This is a genomic window from Halobacteriovorax vibrionivorans (assembly GCF_003346865.1).
Classification (GTDB): Bacteria; Bdellovibrionota; Bacteriovoracia; order Bacteriovoracales; family Bacteriovoracaceae; genus Halobacteriovorax_A; species Halobacteriovorax_A vibrionivorans.
On record NZ_QDKL01000004.1, the window covers coordinates 110,123 to 125,769 of the forward strand.

Here is a 15,647-nt window from a genome sequence, read left to right on the forward strand (position 1 = left end):
ATTATTACGAAGTATAATTCAATAATAACAATTACATACTTATAACAAAGGGATAAATCCATGCGCTATCTTTCATTTGATATTGAGGCCACTGGCCTTGAGGAAAAAGACTTAATCATCGAATTTGCAATGGTTCCCTTCTGTGCCAAAACAAAGAAAATTAATCACGACTTAGAAAAGCACTTCTATATAAAATGCCCTAGCTTTGAAGAACTCAAACCAAATTTAAACAAATGGGTTATTGATCATAATAAAGAATTAATTGAAAAAGCACATAGTGATGGAATTACGATTGAGTCTTTCAAAGAAGAACTGTCAAAATATCTTGAATCTGAAGAAGTGAAAGAATACTTTGGAGATAAGAAAATAACTTTATTTGGAAAGTCTATGAGTGCCATTGATCTTCCTTTTCTTAATAGAGATCTAGGATGGGAGTTTATGAGAAAATACTTTGAGCACCGTCAATTAGACCTTTCTTGTATTGCATATGGGCTTATCGACATGGGTTTCATACCAGCAGAGTGTGAATCAGGTTCAAAGCTAATGAAGTACTTAAAAATGGGCGACGTCGCGCACACGGCCTTAGAAGATGCTGTTAATACGGCCATTATGTACTTTAAGCTACTAGATCTAGTGTCTGTGAAAAAAGCTTAGTGGATCAAAGGCCTTCGAGTCATAACGAACTTCAAAATGTAAGTGATCACCTGTTGATTTACCTGTATTTCCAACAGCAGCAATAACTTGCCCTCGAGAAACCTTTTGGCCTTTTCTAGCATAGTTCTTATGATTATGAGCATAGATCGTAAAAAGTCCACCTGCGTGTGAAACCACTACGATATTTCCATATCCAGACTTTCTGCCACTATAAACAACAACACCAGAGTCTGCTGAAACAATATATGTTCCTTTTCTTGCAGCAATATCAATTCCTTCATGAGGTCTCCCCCATCTGTGACCAAAGCCTGAGGACACTTTCTTAGAAGATGGAACTGGCCATAAGAATCGTGAAGATGATTTAAGTCTAGAATAATCAATTGAAGAAATACTACGCCCTTCAATTCGATTAATCATGATACCTCGTTTATAAGGTAAGAAGATAGTCTCGCCCTTTTTAAAAGATGCATTCTTGTTAAACTCTTCAATTTGCCATTGGGGAATATTGAAAATATTTGCTAATTTCTTTGCACTATAATTAGAAGTTAATTTTATATAGCGGCCATTCTTTAAGGTCGAACAACTTAGCACTGTAAGAATAAATAATAAGTAAAAAGAAAGCTTTCTCATCTGTCCTCATTCGTTAAGTTTGAATGAGGACAAGTCGTCTATTTTAGTCTACTTAACTAAATTAGTCGGTAATTTTTGCCGCCCATTCATTGAATACATCGGACGAAAAATTCAAAAGGTTTAGGAAGGAAAAGGAAATATTTCCGTTCATAACTGCATGAATGTCTGAAGTATGGTGAGGATCGACCTCTGTAGGAGCTCCTCCAATCCAGTAATATTGTCGACCTTTTTGATCAAGTCTTTCGACAACTTCTTCTGTATATCGGCGCATTTGAGGTCTAGTCCATTTAATATCACCTACTTGCGTATGACATAAATTTGGAACATTGATATTTAATAACGAGCAATCAGGCATTGAAAGTAATTGCTCTTTCTTATTGGTAATAAGATCTTTAATGATATTGGCCGCTGTTTGAAAGTGCTTACTTTCATCCTGCGAGCTCATGACAGTCGAGACAGCAATAGCACTTATGCCTTGAAATACGGCCTGTCTCGCAGCTCCTACTGTACCAGAGTAGTAAATGTCTTGACCAAGGTTTGCACCATGGTTAATTCCAGAAATAACGAGATCTGGCCTATAATCTAATACGGAATTTATCCCCAATAAAACACTATCGGCCGGATAACCTGAACAACTAAATGTATAATCATTGATTTTATCAACCCTGATTGGGTCGTGTAACGTTAGGGCCTGAGACGTTGCTGATCTCTCATGGCTTGGTGCCACGATAACAACATTAGCAATGTCTTTTAGAGTTTCATAAAGGCACTGAATTCCTTCAGCAGCGTATCCATCGTCATTTGAAAGTAAAATATTCATAACTTCTTATTAATTAAATTTTGCTAAATAGCAAGTGTCTTTCTTGCATACTCTATATATTCTGACAACTTAGTAGCATCAATATTACGGTAACAGCGTTCAACTTGTGAATTGATTTCAAACTTTAAATAGTCTGGATCAAGGGACTCGATAACACTCATTGAGATATTTGAATTCCAATTTAACTTAATCCCAAGTTGAAATTTTTCATTCTTTACTCTCATAACCTTAGAATAGAAATTAACAATAAATGAATTCAATAGTCCTTTATCGGCCATCGAATGTAAGAACTCATAATTGAGAACGACACTTTGACATAAAGGAGACGAAATCTTCTCATAGACTAAATTATCTTTCTCATCAAATGTAATAGAAAATGCGCGATTAAAGGCTTCTAATATTTTCTTATCATGGTTACTACTTAAACCGAAGTTTAAGCGAACTTTTGGATGATACTTTTCAACTGTATCAACTATAGATTTAATGATGAATTCAGAATCATTTTCAAAATGCAACTCAACAATATCGTCTTGTTTTAAATCATGTGCATTTAAAAGCTCTTCTAGCACATATCCTTGAATGAAATTAAAACTTCGAGGCCTAAAGTCAAAACCATAGCAACCCTTTGCCAATGTTTTGGCAACTTGTAAGCTTCTTTTGTCATAGATTCCATCAAGAACAATATTCATCAAATCAATTCTACACGAAAAAGCGCTCTATTGCTTGAAAGATGCTTTCTGAGCAAGAAGTTCCTACTGATTCAGGATGAAATTGCATCGTAAATATACGTTCATCCTCGTAGGCCATTAATAATTCATTATTATTATCAAATATCAATTTAGTTTGCTTAAGTAATGAGTTTTCACTATTTACTTCGACATATAAAGAATTATAGCGCTGTAAATTGATATCATTTGTCTCCTCTACAATACCAGACAATAAGCCTAAGTCTTTAGGTTTCACAGTTCTGCCATGAATTGGATACTTACTTCTATTGATTGTGCATTGATAAAGAGAACTTAAAACAAGTTGATGTCCAAGGCAGATTCCTACAATTCGTCTCGCCTTTTTAAGATTAGCTTTTAACTCTAAATTATTTTGTTTAAAGAAATCAATATACTCACTTGGGTGTCCAGGTCCTGGACCTAATATAATATTTTGATTAACAAGGTCATGTCTTTTAAGATCTCTAAAATTAATGACTTCTATCTCACAAGATTTCCAATGAGAAAGGTAGGATATAATATTATTTGTAAAACTATCTTCAAAATCAACGAAGATAATTCTCACAGCGTGACCCCAAATACTGAATCAAAGTTCTTCGCATTATAATTAATTAGAATTTTTAGTGCGATCGATCGATCAAGCTTTAGTTTATTATTTACATATTCATCTTTTTGACGATATTCAACATCAAAAACCCAACAGTTATTAAGTGGGTTGTATCGTGAACCAATATATGACTCATACATTCTTTCTAAGTCGATGTCGTAATAATACCCTGTTCTAAAAGAAAATGTATCATTTAGTTCAAAGTCAATATCGGCCGTAAAGTAACGTCGCTCGGAAGCAAAAGAGTCATAATTTAAGCCAATTTTATACTCGAAACGATCCATACTCTGAGATAGTGATAATTGCGTTATATGCTTACTTTCTGTATGGAAGTAATATTCTGATAAGTTAAATTGAAATTTATCAAAATTTAATCCACCCATGATTGCAAGACGAGTTAGCCTCTCACTTGTTGTAAGTTCTTTATTTGTTTCATCTTCTAGAATTAAACCTTGAGAAATATTAAACCAGGCAACTTTCTTATAATCATAATTATCAAGTTGATAATTAAAGTTTTTAAACATCTCATAATTTGCTTTAGGTGTTTTCTTAAGAAAGTTATTATTAAACACAAATTCAATTGTATTTGATTCAGGTAAATCCGTTCTTGTTGAAACATCTTCAAGAGTATTGTTTCGTCCACGAATAATATCTCTTTCATCAAAACGTCCATCATCTTGTAATAATGCAAACTGGTTACCTAAGGCGGCATTACCACGATATTTTTGAGAATTATAATAGAAGTGATTCAGACCAAGCTTTATACTGTGCTTATAAGAAGAACGGTATAATTTCCTTACATTAAGCTCTTCCTTTTCTGTACTCGGGATTTTTGCGATTAAGTTTCTTTCATCATCTTCTACAAAAACAGGTTGAATAACTTCTTCCTGAATGAAGGCCCTTCCATAAACTTTTTCAATATCAAACCATATCGATGTATTTACGTAATTTCCGTATTTATATCCATTTTGTTTGTCACTTTTTTCTGTTGGCAAGATATAGTATTGAGCATCTAGTCCAGCTTCAAATTTTAGATTTAGATTAAAAATTGGTTTAAATACAAATTCTAAGGTTGGGTTATAGTCGAATCGTTGAATATTACGGTAGTAGTTATTTTCTTGAACCACATCTTGTTTAAAATAATCAAATTTTAAATTTTGATAGAAATTGATCTTCGAAAGAAGACCTTTAGAGTTTAAGATATTAAAAGGCTTATGACCTATCCCAAGAGATAAAGTATTTTGTACATAGCTTGAGTCAAATTCTTCAGGGTCACTAAAAATAGAGTTACTCATAAAGCTTGAATAAAGATTAATGAGTACAGAGTCTCCCATATAGTCTGTAGAAACAGTCGTACCCTTTTCATTACCCATATAGATATCTTTATCAAAATATTCTTCATAATCACTTTGAATATCTAAGTCCGATAAGTAAGTGGAGTTTGCTAAGAAAGAAATATTATTATTAGGATGGTAGAAATAATTTAATTCATATGCACCACGAATTTCGTCTTCACCACTTGCTTCAATATCTAGTTTTCCAGGCTGCCATATTTTGTCATTTACGGTTCTTGATTCAAATTCAAAGTTAGAAAACTTCCCTAAGTTATTACGATACTCGAGTTCAAGACCATTTCCTCTTCGCCCATAGACAGTAGGAGAAAAAGTCATATCACTATTCTCATTAATGGCCCAAAAGATAGGTTGTCTAAAGAAGAATCCTTCATCAAAATCTAAACCAATTGTAGGAAATAAAAGACCAGACTCTCTAACCTTTCTAATTGGTAATGCGATATAAGGGATGTAAACAATGATTACACCATTGATCTTAATGAATGTGTGCTTCATTGAAATATAATCATCAGGGACAACTGTTACTTCTTGACCTTGAATACTCCAAGATTCAGGGCAATCTTTACAAGTTGTAAACTCAGCTTCCTTGGCAGTGAAAACACCACTATTCTTTCGAACAATTTCTTTCCCACGAAGAACAAAACTCTCATCAACAAGCTTTGCATTCTTGACTTTAAATTCAGCTTTTTTTAACGAATAAGAAATCTCTGTACCATATAGATTAAATTTAGCACCTGTATAACGAACATTTCCCCAGATCTTTCCTAGGCCTGTGCCAAGAGAGATACTTGCCTTCTCTCCATAAACCGTATCTGTACCAAGTTTAATAATAACATTTCCGTGGGCTTCATAAGAGTTGTCACTACTTTTTCGATAGGCCTTATCTGATAAAATTTGGACTTCATCATTTTCTCCAAATGCTAAAACTTTTGGAGTTGCTGCATGAGCATGACTACTTCCTAATATTAAGATACTTTTGCATATCAGCAATAAAGTAGTAGGAGCCAACCACAAGAATGTTGCGTGTTTGAAGTTGGATATTTTGTGGCATATCTGCTGTGCTAGAAGCACTATATTTATTAGATTCAATTTCCTCATTAATACCTAATATTGTATCGAGAAAATTGTGCATTTCATATACTTTTGTTTCACTCTGAAGCTCCTTTTTTATCTGGGCAGAGCTTAGAGCGCGCTCGTGTTGAAATTCTAAAATATTAACTGACTTTACAATACATGGATATGTTTTATAGAGCTTTAGAATACTCTTAATTTGATCTTGTCTCCCACTTGAAAAGCTTATTAGAACATCATATTGAACTTTATTTGTATCGTTTAAACTTTGCAGTAACTTTTGATGACCTAGTAAATTATGGGCACCAAAGAAAGTAAATTCAAACTCTCCAAAATCAATATGATCACCTCTTCCTGGAGTTATAGGCCACTTGAAATCGTCATTGATATTAGTGATTCCAGTAATATGTGAAAATAAGGCCATGGCCATCTGGCGGTTTCGTAGTTGAAAATCAGTTTCTGACTCATTGCTAACAGATGTGCAATTAATAGAGTCTCGATCACACCAATTGCATAGAATATCTTTTAGAAACTTTTGTTCGATATTTTCGAATAATCGTCCACTTATCCTAGTTATTCCATACTTTTCAAATAAAATTTCCTTAAGGGTTGATCCCAGTATTTGTGTGTGGTCTAGCCCAATTGATGTAATGGCCGCAACTGGTTTTGTAAAAATATTCGTAGCATCAAAACGGCCACCAAGACCAACTTCAAGAATTAGATATTCAATATCCAGACTTACTGCATATTTTATAAATAAGACAAATAAAGCCTCATAAAAAGATAACTGAAGACGAATTATATCCTCTTCATACTTATCAAGAAGTTCAATTAATTCTTCAATAGAAATATTAGAGCTACAATAGCGGAATCTTTCTGTTATTGAGTTGACATGAGGAGATGTCCAAAGACAACTTTTAAGTCCTTCACTATTAAGTAAAGCGTTTAAACAATGCGATGTTTCTCCTTTACCGTTAGTTCCACCAATAATTATAACCTTGGATTTTTCTTCGATAGCTTTTCGATCTAGGGAAAGATAAGATCGTATATGATCTAGTTTTGGGCGAAAGTTCTCTTTACCACATAAGTTAATAAGCCGAGTAAGAAAAACCTCTTCTTGCTTAGATGATAAATGTCTTTTATCGATTGGACTCTTCACAGTAAAGATATCTCATGAATGAAAATATTTTGACTAGAAAATTATCTCTTTAAAAAGAAAATTCCTTATTATCTGAAGATAGTATATGAATACGTCCCGATTCATTCACCTCTTCTATCTCTTTTGAAAGCTCATCTAGATAATTAGGTTTTAAATGACCTAAATAAATAGGAACATCTCCAGGCATTTTAGATAACTCTTTCTTAAGCGTTTGTGCTGTATGATGACGACTATCAAGGGCCAACTTTTCAAAACGGTTCGGGAAACTAACTTCACAAAATATGGCCACTACATTATTAAGCTTCTTTGCTGCTGTCCAAATCTTATCAGTTGGGCCAGTGTCTTGAGTGAAGACAATGGCCTTGCCATTTTTTTCAATAATAAAACCTAATGAGCCTGCAAAGTGATTAACTTCGATTGCATGTACTTTATATTCACCAATTTCTCTACTGTCACCAGACTCTATATTATGAAACTTCATCGTTGGGCTTTCTTTGCTAGGAAGCTTCGTGAAATCAGGCCAAATTGCATCGTTAAAAAGATGGTTCATGATATTGTCTTCAACTTCTTTACAAGTCCAAATATCAAAAGGTTTATCATTCATGCCAAAACAATTATCTGCAAGAAATGCCAAATCGGAAATATGATCTAAATGAGAATGTGAAATTAGAATATTATCAATCTTTGCCTGATCACTAACACTAACTCCTGTCGCTACAGAACCTGCATCAATAAGTAAATTTCCATCAACTAAATAAGATGTTGCTCGGCATTCAGGAGAAACGCCACCATGTCCACCGATAATTTTCACATTCATTCTAACTCCAATTTATTTAATTTTAACTTGGTTTAGAATTTTTTACTAGTACTAAGACATTGAAAAATGGAAACTATTTACCTGTTAACTCTTGATAAACGTCTTGAGTCTTTCTCCCAAGAGCATTTCCTATTAGTTTGGCGAGATTCTTTGGCGTTTGCTTATCTAAATATGCTTGCGCAAACTTAGCAACTTCCCCACTTGCGGCGAGATTAGAAGAGTTAGATTTTGGCCAATCAATAACAATAACAAACTCTCCCTTTGCAGTAACGAGCTCATCACGAAAATCTTGTGCCTTGAAATGAATTGCTTCCTCAAACTTCTTAGTTAATTCACGGCAGATGCAAATATTTGCTTCAGGAAATTCTTGCGATATTTGTTTCAGAGTTGAATGAATACGATGAGGAGATTCAAAAAAGAGTGACGTATTCCCCTGCTCAGATGCGACTTTCAACTTATTTGATATTTCACCTTTTTTACGTGGAAGGAATCCAAAAAAAGTATAAGGATTAGGAGCAAATCCACTAAGTTCAAGAGCAACAGTTACAGCACTAGGGCCAGGAACTGAAGTAACCTCTCCTCCTCTTGCTAATATTTCTTTAACCAGTATATGACCAGGGTCTGAAACGATAGGGCTACCAGCATCTGAGACAAGAATAGGAAATTGAGAATTACTAATTTGATCTATATAGAAGTCTAGCTTGTCTTGGGAATGATCATTGAAAGAGAGAACTCTTAAACCTGGCCTGTCTATTTCAATCTTATTTAATAGAGAACGAAATACACGAGTATCCTCGGCCAAAACGATATCACAACTCTCAAATGCCTGACGCATTCTCTCAGATACATCGTTTAAATTCCCAATTGGCGTTGATACTAGAGTAAGCTTCACTGAAATAATCCTTCTTTAATTGATATATTCTCTAATAAATTATGTGATTCCATTCATTTATAACTTACATAAGAAATAACTTCCATCTAAAACTAAAAGACACAATGCGTTACAATAATATTCGATGTAGTTTTATGCTGAAGAAGGAGTTTTAATGACAATGCAAGCAAGAGTACGCACAGATTCAACTGGAAATATAACAGTTCATATAGAAGGTGGTATGGACTATGAAAATATCATTCCACTAAAGCAAGAATTAGCAACAATTACTAGTTCTCACCCTACTTCAACTATCACGCTTGACCTTACGGCCCTTAACTTCGTTGGCTCATCTGGAATTGGAGTATTCGTTGATACAATTAGAAGTCTAAATAAAAGACGTGACCAAGTTAGACTCTCTAACGTTGCTCCAGAGTTCATAAAAGTTTTTAAACTTTATAATTTTAATGCAATGGAAATTCTAATCAATGAATTTGAAACTGATGAAACAGAACTGTCTAAGTTCTATGGTCAAAAGAAAAGAACTTTTCAAAACTGATAATTTAATAAATTTACATAAAAATCTTGGCCTGGCTTATTTTGCTTAAAACCAATTTCAGCTGGGCCTTTTTGACTAAAGTCTTTAATCTCTATTGATCCCTGGTAATTATAACCACCACCTTGATAACTTGAGTCCTGATAAGGACTTCCTTGAGTATCTGGATAGTAATAATTTTCGTTATTAGGTCCTTGATTTTGATACTTGCGATATTCGTGTGATCCAATAATATAACCACCAAAAATTAAACCAGCATATAGTCCAAGAGAAGCACCAATTGCGATTGAGCGAGATGAACCACCAAAGGCCATTGCCGCCGTTCCCAATAATGCTCCACCAACTGTTCCATACCCAGCATTCATGGCAATGATCTTAACTTTAGGATCCATTTGTGCGCGGGCCTGAAAGCTTGTTGAAATAGTTGAAATAAATAGAGTAATTAAGAATAGTTTTTTAATCATATAAAAATTGTAAAAGAAGGCCTTGCCTGATGCAAGGTAAATGTTCACCAAATCTTAATCAAATAATAGACACAGTGCAAGACATCTCAAAGAAACTTGAAACAAAGTTAGCACTAGAAAACAGCCTTCGCCTTTGCTGTTCAGTAATTTGGCCATTCGATTTTACTTCAAATATTTTTAGGATGAAAGTATCTCGAATTTTATAAATGCCACAAATATCCACTTGCCCACAGCCAACTCGCCTTAGCATTGTAGGACAAATCAATAATGGGATGGCCTCTTTATGAATCTTTGTCGATTTTTTTAATTCTAAATTTAGACCTTTGGATACATTATTCCTGTACAAATTCCTTTACCCCTTTAAATGTTTTGCGATGTATTGGGGTAATACCATATTCTTCGATAGCTTTACGATGAGCAGCTGTAGGATAACCAGCATTTTTTTCAAATCCGTAATAAGGAAATTTTCGAGCTTCCTTTATCATCAGTCGATCGCGGAAAACTTTTGCAATAATGGAGGCTAGCCCTATAAGAACTGACTTACTATCCCCTTTTATTACAGCATGAACATCTTTAACTTTTGTTGACTTAAAAGGAAATTTTCCATCAACTAGAACGACTGAATCTTGTTTTAGAATGTTATGACAGGACTTTTTCATTCCTAGAAGTGATGCTTGAAAAATATTAACTTCATCTATTTTCTTCGGCGTAATCTTTTCGACGCTATATTCAAATAGATCACGAAAGTTTTGTTTCTTAAAAGTTGAGATATTTAACTCTTCTAAAATCCTTTCCATTTTCTTTAAAGAAAGTTTCTTTGAATCTGTAACACCGTATTCTTTTAAAATACTTGCTAAGACTGCAAGATTATCAACTCGTACCCCAACAGCACAAGTTACAACGGGCCCAGCAAGAGGACCTCTTCCAACCTCATCGGTTGCAATTATATATTGATGATCTTTGATGAATTCTTTTTCAAACATAGGCTTCACAAATAAAGAGGCCCCTATTTCTAGGGGCCCTTTTATGACTTAAATAGTTTTTTAAATTACTTTCTATCGTAGTCAATTGCGATACGTGCAGATTTACCTGAACGATCTCTTAGGTAGTAAAGTTTAGATCTTCTAGATTTACCTTTTTGAACGATCTCAATCTTTTCTACATTTGGTGAATGAAATGGGAATACCCTTTCAACACCAATTCCAGAAGAAACTTTTCTAACTCTGAAGTGACCAGATAGTTTACCTTCTTCTTTCATTGCAATACATACACCACGGAAAATCTGAATACGAGATTTGTTACCTTCAGTGATTCTTGCGTGAACATCAATTGTGTCCCCAGTTTTAAACTTTGGGAAAGATTCTACATTTGTGTTCTTGTAATTTTCATTTACTACGTCTACTAAATTCATTACGAACTCCTAAAAAACGCTTGAACTTCTCAGAGGACCAACACCGTGTTGTTCTTAAGTAAATTCTATTTCAAAGACTCAGAGGCACTATTCAGTCGATCTAAATAGATTGCGACTGCCGATCGAACAGACAGGTGATTATATCCATCCGCACTTCCACCAAAAATTGGTTCAAGTGCAAAATGGGCCCGTTCGAGTACTTGTGCATGGAGACCCCATCCTGTACCAAATAACAAGAAGATAGGCCTTTTGTCAAGGCGCGCATTATTGATCAGGTCAGTTTCTACACCATTATTTGACTCGAAATTTGCACCTGTAACACAAATTAAAGGCTCAACACCTTCTATCTCCTTAATTTTATTGATTCCTTCCTCCACAGAGTTCACAAGACGAGCAATTGCCAGCGCATCTTGACGATCTGGGTTATAAACTCCAGCATCATCTTCCTCCCAGTGTCCTAGTATTCTTTTTACTAGTTTATGTTGGGCCTCAAGTGGAGTCACAATAAAGTAATTCTTCATACCAAAAGTACGACAGCTTCTAGCAATATCGTGTATATCGAGATTTGTTACTGAAGTTGTAACAATATCCCCTCTTTTATTTTTAATTGGGTGGTGTACTAAACCGAGATAAATATTATCTTTCATCTTTAATATATCCTTAAACTTTATTTCTCATATAGGTCTTATAAAGATCAGGCCTATACTTTTTTGTAAATTCTAATTTCTTATTCTGGTTAAATTCATCAATAAGCTTGTGATTACCTTCAGTCAAAACACTTGGTACTTTCACACCATTAAAGTTTGAAGGCCTTGTATAAACTGGCCCTTCAATAAGTCCATCTTCAAATGAATCACAAATTGCACTTTGATCATTACCTAATGCTTTTGGTAAAAACCTAAGCATTGCATCGGTAATAGTCATAACAGCAAGTTCTCCACCTGATAGAACATAATCACCAAGTGAATAAATTCGTGTTACATATTGCTCAATAAAGCGCTCGTCAATTCCTTCATAGCGGCCACATATAAATACGTATTGCTTTCTATTTTCTTGAAATGAAGACGCTAAATCTTTTGCATTATCATTATTAAAAACTGTACCTCGAGGAGAAGTATAAATAATTTCTAATTCATCTTTAGAGATTTTTTCAGTTTTTAAAATATGTTTTATGGCCTCTTCAAGAACATCTGCTCTTAGAACCATTCCTGGGCCACCACCATAAGGAGAACTATCGACACCTTTAAAGCTTTTAGGAGAGAAGTCACCAAGATAAAGAGTCTCAAACTCGACTTCATTTTCTAAAAACTTTCCAATGACTCCGCTACTTTTGAAAGCATCAAAGAATTGAGGAAATAATGTGATTACCCATATTTTATTCATTACATTAAACGTGGAATTAAGCATTCCACACGATTCTCTTCTAAATTAACAAGTTTAACAAATTGATCAACAAATGGAATATCAACATGCTTTCCATTAATTTTTGTATTTAAAACAATATGTGCACCGTTATCAAAATATTTTACAACTTTTCCAACGACTTGATCTTTTTCAATGTCAAAAACATCTAGGCCAATAATGTCGGCCATATAAAATTCGTCCTCTTCTGTTTCAGGTAATGTACTGCGATCAACATAGATCTCAAAAGGTAACATTTCTTCAGTTACATTTCTGTTATCAACACCTTCAAGATAGGCAAATACTTTATTTCCAAATGAAATCGATTTAACTGTCAATTCTTTTCCAGTCTTAGCAATTGAGCTTCCATTTAGTGGTTTTGCAAAAAATGTAACACCTTTTTGTAAGACACTATTATCTTTATTTTCTAAGTTAAAGACGAAGGCCCCCTTTATTCCATGCGGTCGGGTTGCAGTGCCAAGTAAAATTAAATTTTCTGAATTTTCCATAGGCTGACTTATATCACGCCTTGCAAGGTAAATCACCTATATATTTTTCAAGTATTTAACTTGCCAATTAACTGAACTCTAGTTTTAATATTTGTATTAAAGACAAAATTCATGGAGAGAATTATGAAAAAAATCGTAAGTGCTGCAGCGGTATGTGTTGTAGCTATCCCAACAATGGCAGCGAGTATTGAGATGCCAACTATTTACGGAAAAATTAACAAAGCAGCTATTTACACTGATCAAGATAGCACAGGAAGAACATCATTTTCAGGTTTTGCAGATGTAGACTCTTCTGAAACTCGTCTTGGTGTAAAAGGTAAATGGGATGTTGAAAACATCCAAGGTACTTATGTAATTGAAATGGGCCTAAACTCATCAAAGGACTCTAACGGTACTGATTATAGAATCAGAATGCGTCAAGCGGCCGTAGGCGCAAAAACTTCAATTGGTACATTTAAGGCCGGTCAAACATATACTCCAATGGACTATGTAATGCTAAAGACTGACGTTCTTAGCTCAACAGTAGCTTCAATTACAGGTTCTGATGCAAGTGCTAGAATTGATGGTGCCGTATCAAGACTAGGTATGAGATATCGTACAAGAACAGATATGATGTCATATGAGACACCAAGCCTTGGTGGACTTACTTTTTCTCTTTCAACTGATAGAGATAACGGTATGAATAACGACTCTACTGATGCAGATTATGGTCCAACTCACTACACTGGTCTTGTTAAGTTTGACAGACAAATGGGTAAAGTTGATATGAACCTATTTGCTGGTTATGACACTTGGGCAGAAGATGGTGAAGATAACACTTACACTCTAGCTGGAGCTAAGTTTGGATTTGGAAACTTCCAACTAAATGCTGCTTACAGTATCGAAGAAAATGATGCTGCAACAAAAACTGAAATCAACAGAACTTATGCAGGTGCTCAATACACGATGAATAAGAATGTATTTGCAGTAACTTATCAACTACGTGATGAAAAAGATGCTGGAAATGAGTATACACAAATTGCTGCTCACTACAGATATATGTTCACAAAGAAATTTGATATGAGCTTAACTGTTCTTACTTATGATGTTGATGAAACAGCTGGAACACAAAACGAAGCGACAATGGCCGCTGCGGGTATCCAACTTAAGTTCTAATAATTTAAAAATTATTTAAATAAGTTCTAAGGCCCACTATTGTGGGCCTTTCTTTTTTGTGAATTATTTTCTATAATATCTCAATGAATCAAAGTGAAATTAAATCAATTGCAATCATGCGAACATCGGCCCTTGGAGATATCATTTGGACGCTTCCAATGCTAAATCGTATCCGCAAAGCAATGCCTAATACAAAGATCTATTATATTACAAGTAATACATTTGCACCTTTATTAGAAGGGATTGAGGATGTCGAACTGATTAAGATCGATAAGCCTAAAAAGCTAAAAGACTACTTTAAGCTTCAACGTATCTTTGAACCATATCACTTTGATATTCTCTTATGTGCACAGGCAAATTTTAGGATAAACTTCATCTATCCTTTCATTAAGGCCAAAAAGAAAATAGGTTTTGATAGTAAACGAGGTAGAGATCTACAAAAGTTCTTTATAGACGAGAGTATCCCTTTCAAAAAGGAGCACTCAGTTGAAGCATTTCTCGGCTTCAGTGATCAATTAGGTATTGTCTCTAGTGAAATTGAATTTAACTTACCTATACAAAAAGTAACTGTCGGCAATCTTCCACTTGGAGACTACGTTGTAATTCATCCCAAGGCTTCTTCTCTTCAAAGAACATGGTCCACTAAGAGATATATTGAAGTAACAAATCTAATCAAAGAGAAATATGATATTCCTATCGTTTTAACAGGAATTCCAAGTGATAAGGATATTTGTCATGAAATTGAAAATGAGTCCAACGCTCATATCATAAACCTTTGCGGCAAAACCTCTCTTAATGAACTTAAAAATGTATTTCTTAGTGCTAAACTAGTTATTGCTCCAGATTCTGGACCAGCTCATATGGCAGCAGCTTTAAATACCCCAGTGGTTGGGCTATACACAGCTGTTCCTCCAGAATACACAGGACCATATGGCCAAATACATAATTGTATCAATGCATACCCAAAAGCTTTAGAGCATTACTTCCATAAAACAATTGAAGATGTCCCATGGCGATTTCGCATCAAAGAAGACGATATGATGGATTTAATTACTGTTAATGAAGTATTTGAAAAGCTTAGTTCTATTCTAAATAAATAATAAGATTAATCGCTCCTGCTTTTTAAAATAAGAAGAAAAGAAGCTTCGATAAATGTTTTCTGGATTGCTTAGTTGGTTACCCGAAGGCTCTAACTTAACAAGAACCCTCTCTCACTCGCATCCTGCTCGTTCGCACAGGGTTGTACGGTGTCATTTAGCTTCATACTAAATGACACCTACAAAAAAAAAGCCAGATCACTGAATGCGTGAGCATTCAGGACACCTTAAACAAAAAAAGCCAGATCATTGATCTGGCTTTTTATATAGAAGGTGCATCTTCCTAGTCTCACACCAAGTTACCCTGGCACTACCTTTGGCGCTAGCGGGCTTAACTGCTGAGTTCGG

General features: G+C 34.6%; 18 protein-coding genes. 4 read left to right on the forward strand and 14 right to left on the reverse strand.

All coding sequences use genetic code 11. From position 1 onward, the window contains the following. Nucleotides 1–60 precede the first annotated feature (60 nt). Entirely contained in the window at nucleotides 61–654 is a 594-nt protein-coding gene (locus tag DAY19_RS14985; RefSeq protein WP_115363934.1) for an exonuclease domain-containing protein, read from the forward strand. On the opposite strand, the gene DAY19_RS14990 is transcribed toward DAY19_RS14985, so the two are convergent. From DAY19_RS14990 to rsmI, 8 genes are all read right to left on the reverse strand, one after another. Continuing rightward, nucleotides 631–1,284, reverse strand: coding sequence for a M23 family metallopeptidase (locus DAY19_RS14990; protein WP_115363936.1), 654 nt, complete (start codon nucleotides 1,282–1,284; stop codon nucleotides 631–633). The genes DAY19_RS14985 and DAY19_RS14990 overlap by 24 nt on opposite strands. 61 nt (nucleotides 1,285–1,345) lie before the next feature. After that, the gene (gene surE / locus DAY19_RS14995) at nucleotides 1,346–2,104 is read right to left on the reverse strand and encodes a 5'/3'-nucleotidase SurE (protein ID WP_115363938.1); all 759 of its coding nucleotides are present in this window, start codon (nucleotides 2,102–2,104) and stop codon (nucleotides 1,346–1,348) included. A 23-nt stretch (nucleotides 2,105–2,127) separates the two neighbouring features. Beyond that, the gene (locus tag DAY19_RS15000; RefSeq protein WP_115363940.1) at nucleotides 2,128–2,793 is read right to left on the reverse strand and encodes a hypothetical protein; all 666 of its coding nucleotides are present in this window, start codon (nucleotides 2,791–2,793) and stop codon (nucleotides 2,128–2,130) included. 10 nt (nucleotides 2,794–2,803) lie between these two features. After that, nucleotides 2,804–3,394 carry an aminodeoxychorismate/anthranilate synthase component II gene (locus DAY19_RS15005; protein ID WP_158536932.1) on the reverse strand — a complete coding sequence of 197 codons (591 nt, stop codon included), beginning with the start codon at nucleotides 3,392–3,394 and terminating at the stop codon, nucleotides 2,804–2,806. Then, nucleotides 3,391–5,778: an LPS-assembly protein LptD gene (locus tag DAY19_RS15010; protein WP_115363944.1), complete on the reverse strand. Its 2,388-nt coding sequence runs from the start codon at nucleotides 5,776–5,778 to the stop codon at nucleotides 3,391–3,393. The genes DAY19_RS15005 and DAY19_RS15010 overlap by 4 nt, the downstream gene beginning before the upstream one ends. Next, entirely contained in the window at nucleotides 5,741–7,018 is a 1,278-nt protein-coding gene (locus DAY19_RS15015) for a folylpolyglutamate synthase/dihydrofolate synthase family protein (RefSeq protein WP_158536933.1), read from the reverse strand. The genes DAY19_RS15010 and DAY19_RS15015 overlap by 38 nt, the downstream gene beginning before the upstream one ends. 49 nt (nucleotides 7,019–7,067) lie before the next feature. Then, on the reverse strand, nucleotides 7,068–7,835 hold the full coding sequence (locus DAY19_RS15020; protein ID WP_115363947.1) for a 3',5'-cyclic-nucleotide phosphodiesterase: 768 nt from the start codon (nucleotides 7,833–7,835) through the stop codon (nucleotides 7,068–7,070). 73 nt (nucleotides 7,836–7,908) lie between these two features. Next, a complete protein-coding gene (rsmI, locus tag DAY19_RS15025; RefSeq protein WP_158536934.1) occupies nucleotides 7,909–8,727 on the reverse strand; it encodes a 16S rRNA (cytidine(1402)-2'-O)-methyltransferase in 819 nt (272 codons plus the stop codon). A gap of 154 nt (nucleotides 8,728–8,881) precedes the next feature. On the opposite strand from rsmI, the gene DAY19_RS15030 reads away from it, so the two are divergent. Further along, on the forward strand, nucleotides 8,882–9,265 hold the full coding sequence (locus tag DAY19_RS15030; RefSeq protein ID WP_115363951.1) for an STAS domain-containing protein: 384 nt from the start codon (nucleotides 8,882–8,884) through the stop codon (nucleotides 9,263–9,265). Here DAY19_RS15030 and DAY19_RS15035 read toward each other — a convergent pair. The 6 genes from DAY19_RS15035 to rimM all read right to left on the reverse strand — a co-directional run bounded on the left by DAY19_RS15035 (nucleotide 9,256) and on the right by rimM (nucleotide 13,047). Beyond that, a complete protein-coding gene (locus DAY19_RS15035) occupies nucleotides 9,256–9,726 on the reverse strand; it encodes a hypothetical protein (protein WP_115363953.1) in 471 nt (156 codons plus the stop codon). The two genes, DAY19_RS15030 and DAY19_RS15035, sit on opposite strands and share 10 nt — an antisense overlap. A 332-nt stretch (nucleotides 9,727–10,058) precedes the next feature. Next, complete coding sequence (locus DAY19_RS15045) at nucleotides 10,059–10,709, reverse strand: ribonuclease HII (protein ID WP_115363957.1); 651 nt, start codon at nucleotides 10,707–10,709, stop codon at nucleotides 10,059–10,061. Nucleotides 10,710–10,774: 65 nt separating this feature from the next. Further along, complete coding sequence (gene rplS, locus DAY19_RS15050; protein WP_115363959.1) at nucleotides 10,775–11,137, reverse strand: 50S ribosomal protein L19; 363 nt, start codon at nucleotides 11,135–11,137, stop codon at nucleotides 10,775–10,777. Nucleotides 11,138–11,202: 65 nt separating this feature from the next. Beyond that, nucleotides 11,203–11,784, reverse strand: a complete 582-nt coding sequence (locus DAY19_RS15055) for an RNA methyltransferase (protein WP_115363961.1) — start codon at nucleotides 11,782–11,784, stop codon at nucleotides 11,203–11,205. A gap of 13 nt (nucleotides 11,785–11,797) precedes the next feature. After that, complete coding sequence (gene trmD, locus DAY19_RS15060) at nucleotides 11,798–12,520, reverse strand: tRNA (guanosine(37)-N1)-methyltransferase TrmD (protein WP_158536935.1); 723 nt, start codon at nucleotides 12,518–12,520, stop codon at nucleotides 11,798–11,800. Beyond that, a complete protein-coding gene (rimM, locus tag DAY19_RS15065) occupies nucleotides 12,520–13,047 on the reverse strand; it encodes a ribosome maturation factor RimM (RefSeq protein WP_115363965.1) in 528 nt (175 codons plus the stop codon). Before rimM ends, trmD begins: the two co-directional genes overlap by 1 nt. A 123-nt stretch (nucleotides 13,048–13,170) precedes the next feature. Here rimM and DAY19_RS15070 point away from each other — a divergent pair, with 123 nt between their 5' ends. Both DAY19_RS15070 and DAY19_RS15075 read left to right on the forward strand, forming a co-directional pair. Beyond that, nucleotides 13,171–14,202: a porin gene (locus DAY19_RS15070; RefSeq protein ID WP_158536936.1), complete on the forward strand. Its 1,032-nt coding sequence runs from the start codon at nucleotides 13,171–13,173 to the stop codon at nucleotides 14,200–14,202. A gap of 83 nt (nucleotides 14,203–14,285) precedes the next feature. Next, complete coding sequence (locus DAY19_RS15075) at nucleotides 14,286–15,302, forward strand: glycosyltransferase family 9 protein (RefSeq protein WP_115363969.1); 1,017 nt, start codon at nucleotides 14,286–14,288, stop codon at nucleotides 15,300–15,302. The last annotated feature ends 345 nt before the right edge of the window (nucleotides 15,303–15,647 follow it).

Excerpts from the sequence above, each read along its gene's own strand:
- DAY19_RS14985 (WP_115363934.1), top strand. The coding sequence starts at position 61 with ATGCGCTATCTTTCATTTGATATTGAGGCCACTGGCCTTGAGGAAAAA.
- DAY19_RS14990 (WP_115363936.1), bottom strand. The coding sequence starts at position 1,284 with ATGAGAAAGCTTTCTTTTTACTTATTATTTATTCTTACAGTGCTAAGT.
- surE (WP_115363938.1), bottom strand. The coding sequence starts at position 2,104 with ATGAATATTTTACTTTCAAATGACGATGGATACGCTGCTGAAGGAATT.
- DAY19_RS15000 (WP_115363940.1), bottom strand. The coding sequence starts at position 2,793 with ATGAATATTGTTCTTGATGGAATCTATGACAAAAGAAGCTTACAAGTT.
- DAY19_RS15020 (WP_115363947.1), bottom strand. The coding sequence starts at position 7,835 with ATGAATGTGAAAATTATCGGTGGACATGGTGGCGTTTCTCCTGAATGC.
- DAY19_RS15030 (WP_115363951.1), top strand. The coding sequence starts at position 8,882 with ATGACAATGCAAGCAAGAGTACGCACAGATTCAACTGGAAATATAACA.
- DAY19_RS15035 (WP_115363953.1), bottom strand. The coding sequence starts at position 9,726 with ATGATTAAAAAACTATTCTTAATTACTCTATTTATTTCAACTATTTCA.
- DAY19_RS15045 (WP_115363957.1), bottom strand. The coding sequence starts at position 10,709 with ATGTTTGAAAAAGAATTCATCAAAGATCATCAATATATAATTGCAACC.
- rplS (WP_115363959.1), bottom strand. The coding sequence starts at position 11,137 with ATGAATTTAGTAGACGTAGTAAATGAAAATTACAAGAACACAAATGTA.
- DAY19_RS15055 (WP_115363961.1), bottom strand. The coding sequence starts at position 11,784 with ATGAAAGATAATATTTATCTCGGTTTAGTACACCACCCAATTAAAAAT.
- trmD (WP_158536935.1), bottom strand. The coding sequence starts at position 12,520 with ATGAATAAAATATGGGTAATCACATTATTTCCTCAATTCTTTGATGCT.
- rimM (WP_115363965.1), bottom strand. The coding sequence starts at position 13,047 with ATGGAAAATTCAGAAAATTTAATTTTACTTGGCACTGCAACCCGACCG.
- DAY19_RS15070 (WP_158536936.1), top strand. The coding sequence starts at position 13,171 with ATGAAAAAAATCGTAAGTGCTGCAGCGGTATGTGTTGTAGCTATCCCA.
- DAY19_RS15075 (WP_115363969.1), top strand. The coding sequence starts at position 14,286 with ATGAATCAAAGTGAAATTAAATCAATTGCAATCATGCGAACATCGGCC.